The organism is Rhodococcus sp. YH3-3 (genome assembly GCF_001653035.1).
Lineage (GTDB): Bacteria > Actinomycetota > Actinomycetes > Mycobacteriales > Mycobacteriaceae > Rhodococcus_F > Rhodococcus_F qingshengii.
In genome coordinates this window covers 479,257-495,546 of sequence record NZ_BCWH01000002.1, presented here as the reverse complement: position 1 = coordinate 495,546, position 16,290 = coordinate 479,257, and the positions used below count along the sequence as shown (strand labels likewise).

General features: G+C 61.7%; 18 protein-coding genes and 1 pseudogene. 5 read left to right on the top strand and 14 right to left on the bottom strand.

What is annotated here, in order from left to right; genetic code table 11:
- Positions 1 to 481 (top strand): annotated as a pseudogene (locus YH3_RS15005) (methylamine utilization protein); the annotation flags it as partial.
- 95 nt (positions 482 to 576) lie between these two features.
- Here the strand turns inward: YH3_RS15005 and YH3_RS15000 are convergent.
- Genes YH3_RS15000 through YH3_RS14975 form a run of 6 tightly spaced genes read right to left on the bottom strand, consistent with a single transcriptional unit; the run spans position 577 to position 7,634 of the window.
- Complete coding sequence (locus tag YH3_RS15000) at positions 577 to 1,266, bottom strand: vancomycin high temperature exclusion protein (protein ID WP_064443658.1); 690 nt, start codon at positions 1,264 to 1,266, stop codon at positions 577 to 579.
- A gap of 25 nt (positions 1,267 to 1,291) precedes the next feature.
- Positions 1,292 to 3,025, bottom strand: a complete 1,734-nt coding sequence (locus tag YH3_RS14995; protein ID WP_064443657.1) for an ABC transporter ATP-binding protein — start codon at positions 3,023 to 3,025, stop codon at positions 1,292 to 1,294.
- Positions 3,022 to 4,836 (bottom strand): ABC transporter ATP-binding protein, encoded by a 1,815-nt coding sequence (locus YH3_RS14990; protein WP_230691761.1) that lies wholly within the window; start codon positions 4,834 to 4,836, stop codon positions 3,022 to 3,024. Before YH3_RS14990 ends, YH3_RS14995 begins: the two co-directional genes overlap by 4 nt.
- Positions 4,833 to 5,180, bottom strand: a complete 348-nt coding sequence (locus tag YH3_RS14985; RefSeq protein ID WP_003940254.1) for a plastocyanin/azurin family copper-binding protein — start codon at positions 5,178 to 5,180, stop codon at positions 4,833 to 4,835. The genes YH3_RS14990 and YH3_RS14985 overlap by 4 nt, the downstream gene beginning before the upstream one ends.
- A 10-nt stretch (positions 5,181 to 5,190) precedes the next feature.
- Positions 5,191 to 6,753: a multicopper oxidase family protein gene (locus tag YH3_RS14980; protein WP_030536500.1), complete on the bottom strand. Its 1,563-nt coding sequence runs from the start codon at positions 6,751 to 6,753 to the stop codon at positions 5,191 to 5,193.
- Entirely contained in the window at positions 6,750 to 7,634 is an 885-nt protein-coding gene (locus YH3_RS14975) for an ABC transporter substrate-binding protein (RefSeq protein ID WP_232816855.1), read from the bottom strand. The genes YH3_RS14980 and YH3_RS14975 overlap by 4 nt, the downstream gene beginning before the upstream one ends.
- A gap of 284 nt (positions 7,635 to 7,918) precedes the next feature.
- Between YH3_RS14975 and YH3_RS14970 the strand changes: the two genes are divergently transcribed.
- The gene (locus tag YH3_RS14970; RefSeq protein ID WP_030536498.1) at positions 7,919 to 8,650 is read left to right on the top strand and encodes a TetR/AcrR family transcriptional regulator; all 732 of its coding nucleotides are present in this window, start codon (positions 7,919 to 7,921) and stop codon (positions 8,648 to 8,650) included.
- A 62-nt stretch (positions 8,651 to 8,712) separates the two neighbouring features.
- Here the strand turns inward: YH3_RS14970 and YH3_RS14965 are convergent, their stop codons facing one another.
- On the bottom strand, positions 8,713 to 9,876 hold the full coding sequence (locus YH3_RS14965; RefSeq protein ID WP_030536497.1) for a S9 family peptidase: 1,164 nt from the start codon (positions 9,874 to 9,876) through the stop codon (positions 8,713 to 8,715).
- 174 nt (positions 9,877 to 10,050) lie between these two features.
- Between YH3_RS14965 and YH3_RS14960 the strand changes: the two genes are divergently transcribed.
- Positions 10,051 to 10,491, top strand: a complete 441-nt coding sequence (locus tag YH3_RS14960) for a VOC family protein (RefSeq protein ID WP_007729713.1) — start codon at positions 10,051 to 10,053, stop codon at positions 10,489 to 10,491.
- A gap of 21 nt (positions 10,492 to 10,512) precedes the next feature.
- Here YH3_RS14960 and YH3_RS14955 read toward each other — a convergent pair whose 3' ends face one another.
- Positions 10,513 to 11,112: a TetR/AcrR family transcriptional regulator gene (locus YH3_RS14955; RefSeq protein ID WP_030536496.1), complete on the bottom strand. Its 600-nt coding sequence runs from the start codon at positions 11,110 to 11,112 to the stop codon at positions 10,513 to 10,515.
- Positions 11,113 to 11,187: 75 nt separating this feature from the next.
- Entirely contained in the window at positions 11,188 to 12,621 is a 1,434-nt protein-coding gene (locus tag YH3_RS14950; protein ID WP_064443656.1) for an FUSC family protein, read from the bottom strand.
- A gap of 58 nt (positions 12,622 to 12,679) precedes the next feature.
- On the opposite strand from YH3_RS14950, the gene YH3_RS14945 reads away from it, so the two are divergent.
- Positions 12,680 to 13,195, top strand: a complete 516-nt coding sequence (locus tag YH3_RS14945) for a MarR family winged helix-turn-helix transcriptional regulator (protein ID WP_003940222.1) — start codon at positions 12,680 to 12,682, stop codon at positions 13,193 to 13,195.
- A 1-nt stretch (position 13,196) separates the two neighbouring features.
- On the opposite strand, the gene YH3_RS14940 is transcribed toward YH3_RS14945, so the two are convergent.
- Complete coding sequence (locus YH3_RS14940; RefSeq protein WP_003940256.1) at positions 13,197 to 13,601, bottom strand: PaaI family thioesterase; 405 nt, start codon at positions 13,599 to 13,601, stop codon at positions 13,197 to 13,199.
- A 117-nt stretch (positions 13,602 to 13,718) separates the two neighbouring features.
- Between YH3_RS14940 and YH3_RS14935 the strand changes: the two genes are divergently transcribed.
- Positions 13,719 to 14,162 carry a helix-turn-helix domain-containing protein gene (locus YH3_RS14935; protein ID WP_064443655.1) on the top strand — a complete coding sequence of 148 codons (444 nt, stop codon included), beginning with the start codon at positions 13,719 to 13,721 and terminating at the stop codon, positions 14,160 to 14,162.
- A 2-nt stretch (positions 14,163 to 14,164) separates the two neighbouring features.
- Here YH3_RS14935 and YH3_RS14930 read toward each other — a convergent pair whose 3' ends face one another.
- The 4 genes from YH3_RS14930 to YH3_RS14915 form a co-directional block, all read right to left on the bottom strand.
- Complete coding sequence (locus YH3_RS14930; RefSeq protein WP_030536493.1) at positions 14,165 to 14,620, bottom strand: PPOX class F420-dependent oxidoreductase; 456 nt, start codon at positions 14,618 to 14,620, stop codon at positions 14,165 to 14,167.
- A 33-nt stretch (positions 14,621 to 14,653) separates the two neighbouring features.
- Positions 14,654 to 15,163: a hypothetical protein gene (locus YH3_RS14925; protein ID WP_030536492.1), complete on the bottom strand. Its 510-nt coding sequence runs from the start codon at positions 15,161 to 15,163 to the stop codon at positions 14,654 to 14,656.
- A 70-nt stretch (positions 15,164 to 15,233) separates the two neighbouring features.
- On the bottom strand, positions 15,234 to 16,049 hold the full coding sequence (locus YH3_RS14920) for a DUF72 domain-containing protein (protein WP_058226655.1): 816 nt from the start codon (positions 16,047 to 16,049) through the stop codon (positions 15,234 to 15,236).
- Positions 16,050 to 16,093: 44 nt separating this feature from the next.
- The gene (locus YH3_RS14915) at positions 16,094 to 16,276 is read right to left on the bottom strand and encodes a hypothetical protein (protein WP_003940600.1); all 183 of its coding nucleotides are present in this window, start codon (positions 16,274 to 16,276) and stop codon (positions 16,094 to 16,096) included.
- Between the last annotated feature and the right edge of the window lie 14 nt (positions 16,277 to 16,290).

Below are 16,290 nucleotides of genomic sequence, written 5' to 3'. Positions count from 1 at the left end.
GATCGGCGCTCTCGGTGCGGCGATGTCCGGGTACGTGCCGGTCGGCTGGGCGCTGGGCGTCTGGGCCGTCGTCGCGGTTGCATACGGGCTGCACGAGTTGGGTGCGGTGAGCATGCCGACTCCGATGCGGCGCCAACAGCTTCCGCGCCATCTGCGCCGCACGATGGCGCCCTGGAAGGTCTCGCTGATCTTCGGCGCGATCATCGGTCCGGGATTTCTGATCTTCATCCGCTCGAGTGCGTACTACCTCTTGGCACTCGGCGTCATGGCTTCGGGTTCACCGGCTCTCGGGGCGGCGCTGTTCACGGTCGTATCCCTTGGCCGCTGCATGCCCAGCCTCGCGGCAATCGTGCACACCAAGCGTGGTGGCTCGATGCCGGGATTCCTCTCGATCATGTGCGTCGTGGACCGTCGCGTGCAGAGCGTCACCGGCGCGGCATTGATCGCACTGGGAGCATTCGCCGCCGCAGCACTGATCTGACTCTCGACCGAGCACCCTTCACCTCGAGTGAACACACGCTCCGACTCTCCGGAGCGTGTGTTCGCTCGACAGAAACCGTGCGCACTCACCCCGCGTCAGGGAATCGACAGCGCCACCTGGACCGAGTCCTCCGACGGCGACGTCACCTTTGCGTCCCGACTCCACAGCATGTCCAGCGCTGCCTTGGGCTTGGCAAGAACCCACTCCCGGGCGGCGTTCTTGATCAGCGTCGGAGTTGCGCACCCGCAATCGCTGTTCACCCCGTCTGCGTCGATGCCGACGTCTCGGCACAGCGCCACAGCGCGGGGCACGTGATACCCCTGAGTGACGATCAACGCCTTGGTCACCCCATACGTATGTATGGCCCGGAAGCAGGTGTCATAGGTGTCGAGGCCGTACGGATCCCCCACGATGCGACGCTCATCTATTCCCTGCTCCACCAGGTAGTTCGTCATCGCCGCGATCTCGTCACCCGAGCCGCCGTTCGCGTCGCCGGAGACGAGGACCGCTTTAGCCTTTCCCGCTGCCACCAGTTCGACTGCTGCGTCCAGCCGCCCTTTCAGGAAAGCCATCGGCTTACCGTCCTTGATCTGCGCGCCCAGCACGATCACTACCGGAGCATCGGGAGCATCGACGGCGTCCGACGTATGGCCGGCCGACGCCACGGAAATCCACACGATCGAGCCCGCATAGACAACTGCTCCGAGCACCGCAATGCCTGCGACCCAACGAGGCCACCGGCGCTTGCGCGGCGGTTTCACTGGATCTGCAGCAGCTTCGTCCATTCGTCGATCAAACCACACGGTTTGCTCATGGCTCGAGCGCTCGGTCGATCCTCCATCCCTCCGCACCACTGCGCTCGGCCCACAGATCCGAGTACTTTCCACCTCGCGCGATCAGGTCTTCGTGGGAACCGACCTCCTCCACCCCACCGTCTTCGAGGTAGACGATGCGATCTGCTCCCTCAATAGTCGACAGGCGATGAGCGATGATCACCACCGTTCGACCACGGGCCAATCGGTGAATTGCCTCGGTGATGGCGACTTCGTTCTCTCCGTCGAGGGCTGAAGTCGCTTCATCGAGAAGAACAATCGGAGTGTCCTTAAGGAATGCCCGCGCAATCGAGACCCGCTGACGTTCACCGCCGGACAGCAGTGATCCGCCTTCACCTACCCTGGTCTCCTCACCGCTCGGCAAACGGTCGATCACTTCGCCTAGCCTGGAATCCACCACTGCTTGACGGACCTCCGACTCGGTGGTATCCGGTCTCGCCAACCGAACGTTCTCCAGGATGGTTCCGTCGAACAGGTAAACCTGCTGTGAGACAGTCGATATCCGAGACATCAATGCTCTCGTTCCGATCTCGCGAACATCGGCTCCCCCGATGGTTACCGCACCTTCGTCTACGTCCCAGAATCTGGAGATCAGCCGAACCAGAGTTGTCTTTCCGGAACCGGAAGGACCGACCAGAGCGGTGACCGAGCAGTCCGGGAACTCGAGGCTCACGTTACGAATCACGCGATCCGGGCCGTAGCCGAAGGAAACCGAATCGAACCGAATATCATACGAAGTAGGCTCTTTCGGCACCTCAGGCTCCGCCAGCACCGGTACATCGATCATCTCGCGGACAGATCCGAGCGACACCCGGGCCAGTGAGATACCTTCACCGAATCCTGCGAGCATTTGCATCGGCTCCACGAACCTCACGGCCAACACGAGAACAACGATCACGCTTGCTGTGTCGATGGACCCGGTGGTGACCAGCAGTGCCGCCAGAACCAGGACGGTGAGAAAGGCAATCTGAACGACGATCATGAAGCGCAGCAGATACTTGTCGACCGATCCGATTTCCTGCAGGTGTGCGTCCCGGTTGGACACAAGAGCTTCGTCCAACCGAGTCCAGCCTTCGCCGCTCTTACCGGCCGAACGTAGAACTTGCTGCGCCTGTGCATATTCGACGACGCGCGATGCCAACTCGGATTCGCTCTTGCCGATCGCCTCGTATTCGGGAACAACCGCCCGCTGCACGTTGAGGTAAGCCCGAATCCCCAGTGGAACGAAGACGACCATCGCGAGAGACAGTCGCCAGTCCACAAACAAGACAGCGATCGCCACTGTCGCTGGAGTCACCGTGACGGTGACGAGTTGCGCGATGATCATTCCCGGGATGCTCATCAAGATAGCCGTGCCCTCGGTAACCAGGCGAGTGAACGCTCCACGGTTTGCCTTGCTGAACCACCCGAGCGGAACCTGCACCAAGTGCTCACCGAGGCGATGCATGATTCCACCGGCAAAACCCTCGATTCCGATGCGGTACGCCCGATTCTCGGCGATCCACCGTACGGCGCCACAGGCCACCGCCACGAGAGCAGCAGTGACAACCCACGGAACTGCGGCGTCGTAATCGCCGCGAACCACCGCTTTCAGGATCGGAATCATCAGTGCAAAGACGACACCCTCGAGTATCCCGGCGAGCGTGAAACCTGCTATCTGACCTCGCATCCCATTGTCGCGCCCGAGGATTTCGTCCAGGTCTCGAATCATTGCGGCGCCTTTCGCGGAGAGATGTCTTCGACGAGGGGGTTCTGGAGCGCCCACATCCGCGCGTAGGTTCCGCCGAGCGCCGACAACTGTTCGTGCGTACCTTTTTCCACGATCCGTCCGGCGTCGAGAACGAGTATCTGATCTGCGTATCGGACGGTGTGCAGTCGATGAGCGATCACCATCAGGGTGCCGCCGTCTGCACTGATCTCGCCCAGTGCGCGTTGAACGGCCGATTCACTGTGGGGATCGGCCTGCGAAGTCGCCTCGTCCAGGATGACGATCGGCGGGTTCTGAAGGATGGCGCGGGCGATCGTCAGGCGTTGCTTCTCCCCACCCGACAGCTCACCGCCCGAACCACCACCGATCTCGGTGTCATACCCGTCCGGCAGTCGCATGATCACGTCGTGAATCTGCGCCCGCCTCGCCGCTGTCTCCACTTCCAGATCCGTTGCATCCGGTCGACCGAGCCGAATATTCTCGCGCACGCTGTCCCGCAGGAGCACAACATCTTGGAAGACGATGGCCATTGATCTCAAGAGTTCGCGACTGGACTGATCTCGTAAATCACTTCCGCCCAGTCGAATAGACCCGTCCGTGACGTCCCAGAACCGCGGAAGTAGACGCGCCAAAGTGGTCTTTCCGGAGCCGGAGGGGCCAACGATCGCGGTCACGGTGCCCGGTTGCATCTCGAAGGAGATGTTCTCGAGGACGCGCTGCCCAATGGTGTATTCGAAGCCGACGCTGTCGAATTCGACCAAAGTGCTGCGAGCAGGCACTGCATCCTGAGGTTCGGCCAGCTCTGGTTCGCCGAGGATGCTCTCGACGTGAGTCGCTCCCAGTTGGCCTTCGCGGTAGAGGTTGGCCATCGTTCCCATGTGCAGAACCGACGACGGAACACCGATTCCGACGACCAGAAAGGCAACAAGAGCTACCGGGGTAATCCAACCCCCGGACAACATTGCAGTTCCCGTCGCCGTGATGACCACGATGAGTACCGCCGGTGAGAGGAGGATCGACATCGCGACCACCGGCCTTCCCATCCCCGACATCCATCGCACGCACACCGCAACCATCGAATCGACAGCGCTCGAGTAGCGCGCGAATGCGCGACTCCCACTCCCGTACGTCTTGACAACCTCGATACCGTCGCCCAGTTCTACTGTCGCAGAAGTCAATGTCGACATTGCAAGATTCCAGGAGTCGACGTTCGTTCGATAGGCTCTGCGCATCGACGGCGCGGCGAGAGCGAGACACACTCCGATGTAGCCGACCAGGACCAGGCTGAACTTCCAGTCCATCGCCACCAGATAGATCAGGGCCACTATCGGCGACAGGATCGCTGGTACCACGTCGGCGGGAAGGTGAGCGACGAGAAGATGCATCCGCTTCACGTCGTCCGTCATCGCCTGCTTCACTTCACCGGTGCCACCATTTGCAAACCACCCCAGAGGAACTCGGGACAGATGCCGAGCGATACGCGAGCGGATCGAGTATTTGAAATGCGCGTCGGCGGTGTGACAGACGGTCAGTGCTGCGTTGTAGACGACAAAACCGAGAATTGTGCCCGCTGCACCGATTGCGGCCCACATCCAGACCAGGTTCAACGACGAGCCGGTCAGGAGCACCCGCGCGATCTCGACCACCGCAACGTAGGGCAGGAATCGCAACGGCACCGACAGTGCCGACAGACCCGCCCCTAGGAGGAGTTGATTTCTCACCGGCGCGATCATCCTGCCCAAAGCGTCTCGGTCGACGAGTCCAGGCGAGTCTTCCGGGGCTGCGGACTCGTTCACTTTCATTGCCGCACTCACTCTTCGACGATGATCGTGCCGGTCATGTTCGGATGTGGTGTGCACGTGTAGGTGAACGTTCCGGCTTTGTCGAAGGTCTGACTGTAGGTTCCGCTTCCTTGGAGATCGCTCTTGATCCCCAACTCGGCGAACACGACATCGTGCGGCATTCCCTGGTCCTCGAAAATCCACGTGACGGTCTGTCCTGTGTGCACGGTGACGGAGTTCGGTGTGTACGCAAGGTTTTTCACCGAGATCTCGACCGGCGCTTGCTCGGTAGATCCCGTCGAATCGTTGCCGCACGACGTCAGTGTGAATACCGCTGCAACAGCGATCAATGTGGTCAATCCGGTGCGAACTGACATTCTGCTCTCCTCATCGAACGTAGTGGAGGTCGGCAGTCATCCCGGCCTCGAAGTGGTACGCGTTGTGACAGTGAAACATCCACCGTCCTGGATTGTCGGCGTCGAAGTCGATCGCCATTTGTGTACGCGGAAGTACGATCAGGGTGTCTCGGCGAAGCCCGCCGTAGGAGGGAACCGAGAAGGTGTGCCCATGGGTGTGCATCGGGTGCCACATGTCGGTGTCGTTGTTCATGACGATTCGTATTCGCTCGCCCTGCTTCATTCTCAACCGACCTGCATCGGCGCCCGCCATTCCCCAGAGGTATCGATCGCCGGCCTGAATGAGATCCACCGAATACGCACGATCCGGTGCCCTCTGCTCCAGCGCTCCTGACGGGCGAAGCTCCGATTCCAGAACGAGCCGACCGCCGGAACCTGACAGCACTGCAGGCGAAGTCAGGTCGACGACCGCTACCGAATCCGGCGTCCGAAGCAGGCACGCGACGCCACCTGACTTCCCTTCCACCTTCGCGGCGATGGGCCACGAGCCGGACTGCACCGTCACCAATACGTCGTATCGCTGCGCGGGTGCGATCAGAATCTCGTCTCCGGCTGTGTAGGCAACGTCCTGCCCGTCAGCACTGACAACGGTCATCTCGTGCCCGGCGACCGAGAAACGGTACGGAGTCTCCGCCCCGGCATTGATCACCCGCAATCGAAGCCGAGTTCCGGCCGTCGCACTGACGACGAAGGGATCTTCCACAGGCCGTCCGTTGATCAGGTGCAGTGGATACGTGATGTGCGTTGCCATTCCACCGAGCGCCTCGGAATTTCCGTGACCACTGCCGAGAAGTTCTGCGGCAGAATCAATCTCTGCACCATCGACTTCCGGTGGAGTGCCGCCGTGCCCGTGGTGTCCTCCCTGCACGTCCGGTGACAATGCGCGAAGCACTGCATCCGGGGTTGTTCCCAGCCCGTCGAGCCAGTCGTCGATCACGATGACGACGTCCTCGTCGGCTCCGGTCCGGTCGTTCGGGTCCTCGACCACGAGTGCACCGAATAACCCTCGATCGGCCTGCAAGCCTGAATGGGAGTGGTACCAATATGTTCCGTGATCCGGGGCCACGAAGTCGTAGGTGAACTCGGCACCTGGTTGGATTCGTTCCTGGGTGACCGGCGGGACGCCGTCCATGTCGTTGCGGATCGCAATGCCGTGCCAGTGCACCGAGGTCTCCGTCGGAAGGTCGTTCTGCAAAAGAACGTTGAGCTGGTCTCCCTTGGAGATTCGAAGCTCCGGGCCAACTGCTTCCGCACCGTACGACCATGTGTCGACCTCTCTGGCGCCCAGACTCACCCGAGCCGGTGCAGCTGTCAGATTCCGTTCGACTGTGCGCCCGCTATGAAATCTCGCCTGTTCGGCAGCACGAACTTCGTCGTCGAACGGTGAAATCTCAGAACCGGTTTCGTTCGCCGAACCACGGCTGCACGCACTCAATGCCACAGAACCCAAAGCCGCAGAACCCACAGCCGCAGAGCCGAGCGTCACCGCTCCCCATCGCAGAGCCAGGCGCCGACTCAACGCACTCGAACTCATGCCGTCAGCGCCGTGAATTCCTGATAGCGCTTCGCGGCAACAGCTTCGGTTCCGGTGCCGGTCAGATTGCCGGCAGCCATGGCATCCATGTCCTCGATCATCCAGAAGGTGGCGAAGGGATGAGTGGCAAGCCACATGTCTCCGTTGACCTTGGCCACTCGGTTCTCCTGCACCGCTGAAAGACTCGAGAACCCGGGAACACCGGCAACCTTGCCGAACTCGTACACGCCCTCGTCGAACACGGCTATGATCCGAGCATCCTGCGCCGGGATCGCCTCGTCGGACAGGGGCGCATACGGCAGTCCTCCAGCGGCATTCGCTCGCTGGGATTCCGGACGCCCGAAGCCGCTCTCCGCCAACAGCAACGACGGCGGCGCCTGCTCGGTGGTGGTGGCAAGGATTCCAGAACTGCTCATCAGCACCGACACGGTGTTCACTTCACCACCGGACCGAGCAGAGACGTCAGCGATCTTGCCCTCCAAAGCGACAGTCAGCTTGTCGGCAACCGACTGACGATCAAAAGCGCGTCCGAAGAAGGCAAGATTCTCACGCCACGGAGTGGTGACGGCCGGGACCGGCACTGTGGGTACGGTCGACGCAAGGGAGTCGTAGTAGCTCCGATCGCCCATCGACGTGAAGATGACCAGTCCGGGATCCTGGGCGAGGACCTGCTCGATCGGGGGTGCACCGAGCGGCGGCACCGTGACCACCTCGGTACCCGCTGACGCCAAGATATCCTGGCCGATCTCCGATCCCCACGACGTGAAGACCACGTCAGGGGTGATGCCGACGGCAAGGAGACCGAGTGCGGCGTATTCGTCGAGGGAAACAATTCGCCCGAGGTCGCCCGGAACCGACGTCTCACCGAATTCGTGGGACACAACACGCGTTCCCTCGGCAGGTTCCGTCGTCGGTCCCGCCTCACTCGAGCTACAGGCGGCCGCAGTCAGGGCAACGACACTGACCAGCAGCGAAGCACCCAGCCTCGATAGGTAACCGGGTCGCGTTTTCAACTTCATGGTGTCCTTCAGCTTCGAAAAATCGGGGGGTTCGCATAAATCCGAGCACTGCTCGGATTTGGCAAGTAAACCTCACCTAAGTACATCCGTCAATCGCTTGCGTCGACTACGCACACCGATCCGACGCCACTAAGCTCGGTCGGACCATGACTGCGCCATCACCTGACAAGAAGTCCGCCGCGAAATCACAGCGCCGCCGGAGTTACAACACCGGGATCACTGCGGACGCGGTGCTGACCGTGGCGTTCGGGCTCAGTCGCGAGCACGGAGTCGAGGGCTGGTCGCTGCGGCAGCTGCTCGGCGAACTCGATACGTCGTTCTCCGTCGTCTATCGACTCGTCGGAGATCGGGACGCACTCTCGGCTGCGGTGGTCGACAGTGCGGTGTCGGCCGTGAACGTGCCATCTGCACAAGAAGATTGGCGTCAATGGCTGACGCATCTGCTCTTGCAGATGCGAGAGGCCTTGATCGAGTGTCCAGGCGCGGCACAGTGGCTGCTGATGAACGGAGTTGCCACCCAGCGCAGCCGGGAACTCATGGAGGCCGGATTGGCATCGCTGATCGACGCCGGGTTCGGGGAAGAAGCCGCTCAGGCTTACACCGTCGCCTTCACCTCGACAATCACTCTGATCGCCATGAACGACGCCAGGCGCATTCCCAGCGGACAGCCTTCACCCGATCACAGCGCGATGCTGGAACGACTGAGTAACGACGGACCCTCAGATCCTCGTTCATCGATGGAGACACTGATCGGGAAGTTCGCCGGTCCACCGGATGCTGCGGAAGCAACACGGGCAGAACACTATCGCTACACACTCGACCGTGTCCTCGACGGCCTCGAGGCGCGGCTGAACGCAATCAAGGAGTCACAGAAATGACCGAGGGTCGCTGTCGCAGTTGTGCGACAGCAACCCTCGGATGAGTTGGATTCTCGATATGTCTAACGGAACAGGTTCGCGACGAACGGAATCGTGTCAGCCTGTGATTCGACCAAAGCGCCGCTGTGGTCGGTGTTGTATGTCTTGAACGTGACCGGTTCACCGTTGGCCACCAACGCTGCAACCAGCGAAAGCGCAGACGGTGCAGGGACATCCACGTCGAGCAAGCCCTGGCCGATGAAGATGGGGCGATCGTATCCACTGGTCGGTACACCCATGTAATCGTTCAGCAGACCCTGGAAGTTCGGGATCTGACTGAGCGGGCGGGAGAAGATGTCACCGAGGACCAGATCCTTGGATGCCTCGTCCAGGTCTGCGGCGCAGAGCTTTTCGGCCGAGTCGACCTTTTCCCTTCCCAAGTCGTTCAGGTAGGAATTCAAGTCGATCTCGGGGTGCGCTTCCCGCAAGCCCGCGAGGATGTAGAGCGCGTACGACGTCAACCCGCCGCCGAGGGCGATGGGAGGGAAGCCCGGACCGGCAGGCAGGAGGGTCAACTCGATGTTGGCCGGCACTCCGGTACCCACGCCACCGCGGTAGTCGAGCGAATCCCCTCCATACTCGGTTGCGTAGCGGGCCGTCGTGATGGCCGCACCGCCGCCCTGCGACTGCCCGACCACTGCCCACCGATTCGAGATCGAGGAGTCGATGACCCGTGCCGCCTTGACCGAGTCGACTACGCTGTGCGCCTCCACCTTTCCGTCGAGGTACGGCATCAGCCCTGGTGTACCCAGACCGACGTAGTCGGTGGCGACGACGGCGTAGCCCTCGGAGAGCCAACGCCCCAGGTAGGGGTAGTCACGCTCGGGCAGGCCAGGACCGACCAGCGAAGGGGCACAGGAATCGTCGAGTCCCGTGGTGCCGTGCGCCCAGGCGATGACGGGCCACCCGCCTTCCGGTGCCGGACCGGCCGGGACGTAGTACGCGCCACTGCTCAGCGCAGGCCCGCCGTTGGAACCGATGGTCCAGTACGTGAATCGCTTGGCGTCGGCGGTACCCGGAATCCACAGATCTTTCGGTAGCGGCTCACTCGACACCACAGTGCCGGTGGCTTGCGACGCGCTCGGTGCCTGTGCGGACGCGATGGGCGCAGCAACGGCGGAGCCGATCGTTGCAGCACAGAGGGCTGCGGTGGATATGCGGGCAAACGACTTCGACTGGAATTTCACGTCTGACGACTCCGGTTCGTGCGGTGGGCGACCTCGTTGGACGTTATCGTAGATTTTGTTTAACCGATCGGTCAAGCAAAATCTTGCAGCTTCGTGAAACGTATATGTCGAGATTCCGGCCCCAACTCCGACCTAGCATCGAACCGCACGAAAAAACAGTAGGAGGATGTGTCCATGGCACACGTACAGCGTTTCGACCACATCGGCATCACCGTCGCGGACCTCGAATCAGCGACGGCATTCTTCGTCGGTCTGGGTCTCGAGGTGGAGGGCACCGGATCCGTGGAGGGTGAGTTCGTGGAAACCGTCTGCGGTATCCCTGGAGCCAAGTGCGAAATCGCCATGCTGCGCCCGCCGGGCGAAGGATCACGGCTCGAGCTCTCGTCCTTCGTCACGCCCGAGCACGTACCCGGATCGCCTGCTCCGATGGCCAACGAGATCGGGATACGCAACGTGTCTTTCGAGGTGGGCGATCTCCAGGTTGCGGTCGACGCGGTGGCTGCGGACGGTTACGGACTCATCGGCGGGATCGGCGAGTACGAGAACAGCGTGCGCATGGCCTACGTCCGGGGGCCTGAAGGGATCATCGTGTCCCTGTTCGAGCAGATCGCCTGAAGCGTCACGGCATTCGGAGCGTCAGATCGCCTTCCAGGAGCTGGCCAGAGCGCCCATCGCAGCCGCGAATTCGGCGAACGCCGCGTCGATTCTGACGCGGTCACCGGTGGTCACCAGATCGAGCGTCAACCCGCGAATCTGCGCCAACACGATCGTCGCGTAGCGATCAGCGCGATCGGGTGGACATCCGTGCGCGAGCGCAGCTTCCGCCAAACCACCCAACCAGTCCCCCACCACATGGTCGAGAAACTCGCGATACCGCTCCGGATGCAACAACGCCTGTCCGTAGATCTCGAACATCAAGCGAAAGTTCGGCAACGATTCCGCTGATGTGCGCCCATTCCAGTAACTCGTCAACATCTCGACGATGTCGGTCCCGGAAGAGATGTCGAGAGAAGAGCTGTCTCGCAGGGTGGCAACCACTTCAGTGAGCAGTTGTTCCTTCGAACCGAAATGATGGATGAGTGTCGCATGACTGATCCCCAGATCCTTGGCCAATGGCCGCATGGACAGTTCACCGACGCCGTTCGCCGTGACGTACGCGGTTACCTGCTCGAGCAATTCGGCACGGCGATGCTGGTAACGCAGTTTCCGGCCGTCGACCGGCGTGCTGTCCTCCACCTGCAGGAGCCTACGCAGTACCGGAAACACAGCAGTACCGGAAACACGGCAGTACCGGAAACACGGCAGAACCGGTTACACGGTGACGTGGTGGCGATCCGATCGACTGATCGTCACAGCGGCGACGACAACACCGATCACCACGCCGATGAGAGTGTCCGCGACGCGAGCCACTGCCGCTTCGGTCCCGATCGGAGCACTGAAACCGATGAGGAGCAGTGCCATCGGGGTGACGGCCAGTGATGTCAGTGCATAGTTCTTGATCACGAGCAGCTCAGCAGCAGTCTGCAGAATCACGACCACGGCAACCGCTTGCCAGTAGCCGAGCGTCAATGCGATGAGAGCAGCAGCGACGACGGCGCCACCGACATTTCCCACCAACCGCTGAATCCCACGCTGGACGGTCTGCTTGTAGTTCAGCCCCTGCATCGCTGCGATGGCACCCATCGACGCCCAGAGCGGATGCTCCAACCCGGCTCCCGCCGCGAGCCAACCGGCCAGAGCCGACGCTGCCACCATGCGGAGAGCATTCATCCGCACCGGGCGCGAATACAGCCGATTCAATCCTTCGAGAAAATAGCCTTCGGGCGCGGCCAGGTTCTTTGCCGGTGCGAGATCGTGTTCGATCATGCTGGAACGCTTGAGCTTCCGAAGCTCCTTCTCGTGCCGAGCAATGCTGCGAATCAGGGTGGCGTCGCCGTGCAACTGCCACTCCTGAACTGCCGCTTCCGCTTCGTCGAGCACCGCCACCAGTTCGCGTCCGTGATCGACGGTCGACTTGATCCGGCCACTCGACGCAACAACCAAGCGGGCGTTGGCAATCGATCCGAGCGCCGGTTCCACTCCGTCTGCGCCGGACTGTTCGAGACGCCCCACCGCAGAGACTGCACGGGCAACTGCCAGGCGGGCAGGTCCCATCGGCAGTACGAGCGCTGGGAGCATCGCGGCCGCCCAACCGACCAGAACTCCGAGCGCACCGGCAGTGACCAACCGCGCCAAATCATCAACGCTGGAGGCATATCCGGCTGCACCGGTCGCCGCGAAGACGAGGATGACGGGCCCTGGTCCGGTGATCCGGAAGCCCGACATGAAGCAGTACGACGCACCCGCAAGCAAAGAGAGGATGCCGATCTGCAACCACATCGGAACGCCCGCGACACCCATGGCGCCGCCGAAGGCAATCGAAACCACCAGTGCAGCACCCACCATTGCCAGCTTGCCGGCCAACCGTGGATACGGCTCGTACCTGCCGAACGCGGCGCACAGCGCGCCCAAGGCCGCGAAGCCGGCCAATTCCCGATGCCCGAGCAGTCCGCCGACCACGAGGACTACGGCGGTGGCGAGCCCGACCCTGATCGCGGGGGCGATGGTCGCGTCGGCAGATCCGACGCGAAAAGCCGCTCGCCACGTCGCCCCGGAGACGGTATGTGCAATGGCTTCACTCGAATGAGTGAGACGGCTGGGCGTCCTGGCTGCGGTTTCGGTTCGGCTCACCCAATCAGCATACATTTATTTCACTAGTAAATTACTTGTGAAGTAATGTGAATTCTGTCGCTAAGATAGGGACATGGGCGCGGCGAACAGATCCGAAGACGACTTCATCGACAAAGTCCGTCGCGAATGGAAGCGCGCCTACCCCGAGTTCGACACTGCTCCCGTCGAGGTGATGGGCCGGATCGCCCGCATCAACGCGCAGTCTCTTCACCAGCTCGACCGCGCACTGGCGTCCAGCGGGGTCTCTCGCGCCGAATTCGACGTGATGAGTGCACTTGCTCGCAGTGACCGTCCCCTGCGGGCGAGCGAAGTCACCGCCGTCACGATGGTCAGCGGCGCCGCCACCACAAAACACGCAGACCGCCTGGCTAAGCTGGGCTTTGTCGAGCGTCAGCGCTTCGAACACGACGGACGAGTGGTTCTGCTTCAACTCACCGATGCCGGTCGCGCATTGGTCGAGGCAGAGTTTCCCCGACGCGTCGAGCGAGACCGTCAAGTACTCACCGGACTCGACGAGGACGAACGTGCCCAACTGACGGCACTGCTCAAACGCATCTCACTCAACATCGACTCGGGGATCTGGGACTGACCTACTTCGGCAGCGGCACGTTCTGCAAACGCACCTGACCGCGCGCCACCTCTTTGCCCGATTCCGGATCGGTGATGACCACCGACCACAACTGCTGAACCCGGCCCTGCTGTATCGGCACAGCCACGACGTCCACGCGCCCACCCGTACGCGCCCGCAGGAAATCCGTTCCGTTGTGCACTCCGACGGCAAATTCGCCACGGTCCGCCACTGCAGTGCTGGCCCCGATGCTCGCGGCGGACTCGACGGCGGTCGTGTAGACACCGCCGTGGACTACGCCCCACGGCGTGTGATGCTCCTCGGACAGATCGATGTGCCCGACAACCTTCGTGCCGGACACCTCGTCCAGTTGCAATCCGGCAGCGCTGACAAATCCGCTTGCTGCCTCGAGATTCAATTCCGTCATGACGACCCCTCATCTGCTCCGTTGGATTTCTCGACCTACCTTCCGCCCTCGAATACATGCCGTCAAGTGCTAAGTTGGAATTCCCAACTAACATTTCCAACTAACAGGGGCCCAGAGATGACGGCGACAAAAGGACGCAACTGCTCCATCGCCAACGCCTTGGAGGTCGTCGGCGAGAAGTGGTCACTGTTGGTGCTCCGAGAAATCGTCCTCGGGCAACGACGGTTCGACGAGATCGCCGCGGGCACGGGTGCGAGCCGCGACATCCTCGCCGCGCGTCTACGCACCCTTGTCGACGCCGACGTCCTCGCGAAGCGACGCTACGAAGACCATCCACCGCGCTACGAATACGTCGCCACCGAATCAGGGAAGGCGCTCTATCCCATTCTGATGGCGCTCATGGAATGGGGGGACGCCTTTGCGACGACGGGTCCACCGCCAACCGTCGTCGAACACCGTTGCGGTGAGATCCTGCACGCCCAAGTTGTGTGCGCGCACTGCAAAGAGCCGCTGGCCGCCAAAGACGCGCATGTAGTCGAACTCTCGCCGCCTACTCGATAGCGTCAGCGTCCGGGCGGAAACCCGCCTGTTGCGATCGGACCCCAGGAGTCGACGGTGACGCGGATCAGGCTCTTACCCTGCTTGCGCATGGCTTCGCGGTACTCGTCCCAGTCCGGATGATCACCGGCGATGGATCGGTAGTAGTCGACCAACGGTTCCACCGAGTCCGGGAGGTCGATCAACTCCGCGGTTCCGTTCACCTGGACGTACGGGCCGTTCCACTCGTCGGAGTGGATACACAGAGACACCGCCGGGGTGCGGCGGACATTCGCGGCCTTGGCCCGTTCCGGGTACGTGGAGATGACGATCCGACCCTCGTCGTCGACCCCGCACGTCACCGGAGAGATCTGCAACTCGCCGGATTTCTTCACCGTGACGAACGTGGCCCGATGGCGCGGCCTGACGAATTCGAGGAGCTCGGCAAACGACACACGATCTGCGCTGGCGATCTTGGACATGACCTCAGCCTAATTCGATTTACGAACTGACGCTCAGGGCATCTCGATGGTCTGAGCACGTGCGATTTCGCCGATTGCACGAATGATGTACGCGCTCTGAGCTTTCTTCACTCCGGTCGACAAACTCCCGATGACCAGAACCGCCGAACGCAGGTACGCGCCGTGCCCGATACGGAACGAATCGTCTTCCAGATCCGAGATCCCGAGCGCCCCGGTGTAGACCGCAGCGAGCGCCTGCACGTCCAGATCCGGCAGCCACACAATCGTGGACTTGGCGCAGGCGGTGAGCGCATCCTGCACGTCCTCGCTGGACAAGCCGTCCGGATGCGTGTCCTCGAGCAATTCGCGCACGATCGCCGCGTGAACCGAGCTGACCTGCTCGAAAGAGAGCCCGCGCAGTTCCTCGACAGCCACGAGTAGTCCGTCACGATTTGCCGCCCGCACCGCGGCGAGTGCGTCGGCCGTGGCATCGGCGATGTCACGGGCGACCTTCGGCCAATGCGTCGGCCAGCTCTGTTCTGGCGTCCGCTGTTCTGGCGTCATCGTGGTATCTCCTCGGTCCTCGTGTTCATGCGGAAGCCTTCCACATCCCACCGACAGGCCAGGCGATCCGTCAGCGCAGCCGCTCCAACAAGGACATTGCGTTGTGCGGCGCAAAGCCTTTCATGTCGTTGTCGAAGTAGACGTACACGTCGAGGCCCTCGTCCATCCAGTCCCGAAAGCGCTTGGACCACTTGTCCAGAGCTTCGTCGGTGTACCCACTCGCATACAGTTCCTTGTCCCCGTGCATCCGCACATAGACAAAATCGGTAGTAGGAGTGGTGATGCGGGGATACCTGCCGGCTGTGTCTGCGACGACAAAACCGATGGAGTGCTCGCGCATCAGGTCCACGGCTTCGTCGGTCTCGAAGCTGGCGTGCCGCGCTTCCACCGCGTAGCGAATCGGCACGTCCCTCTCGGTCTGGGCGAACACTCGGTCTTCGGTGAGTTTGTCGTCGTGCTGTGCTGCCAGATCGGCTGCAGCCTGCGTGGTACGGGGAAGACCGTCGAAGAAGTCGGCCAATCGCTGCGATTCGAACTGCAGCGTCGGAGGTAGTTGCCACAGAATCGGCCCGAGCTTGGGGCCGAGGGCGAGCGTTCCGGCGGCAAAGAAGTTGGCGAGTCCGTCACGGGCGTCGAGCAGCCGTTTCATGTGTGTGATGTACCGGCCGCCCTTGATCGCGAACACAAAATCTTCGGGAGTTTCGCTGCGCCATTTGGTGTAGCTTTCCGGCTTCTGCAGCGCGTAGAACGAGCCGTTGATCTCAATCGACGTCAATCTCTCTGCGGCATAAGACAATTCTTTGCGGTGAGCAAGACCTTTCGGATAGAAATCTCCGCGCCACGCGGGATACGTCCACCCGGAGATACCTACCCGAATATCTGCCATCGATTCAGACTAAGCGGCACTCGAGCGTTTTGGCACTCCGTGTTTCAAACTCCGGCGCTGAGCGCGACGGATACCGGTACGACGGTCAGGCACACCACCGCACCGATGAACAACGCGATCACGAGGCGACGGTCCCACTTTCCGCGTGCACCACTGGCAGCGAGCATGAAGATCACAAAACCTACACACACGGACACGATAGTCACGATCACCGGAGTTCCAACCATGCCGTGATTGTCCC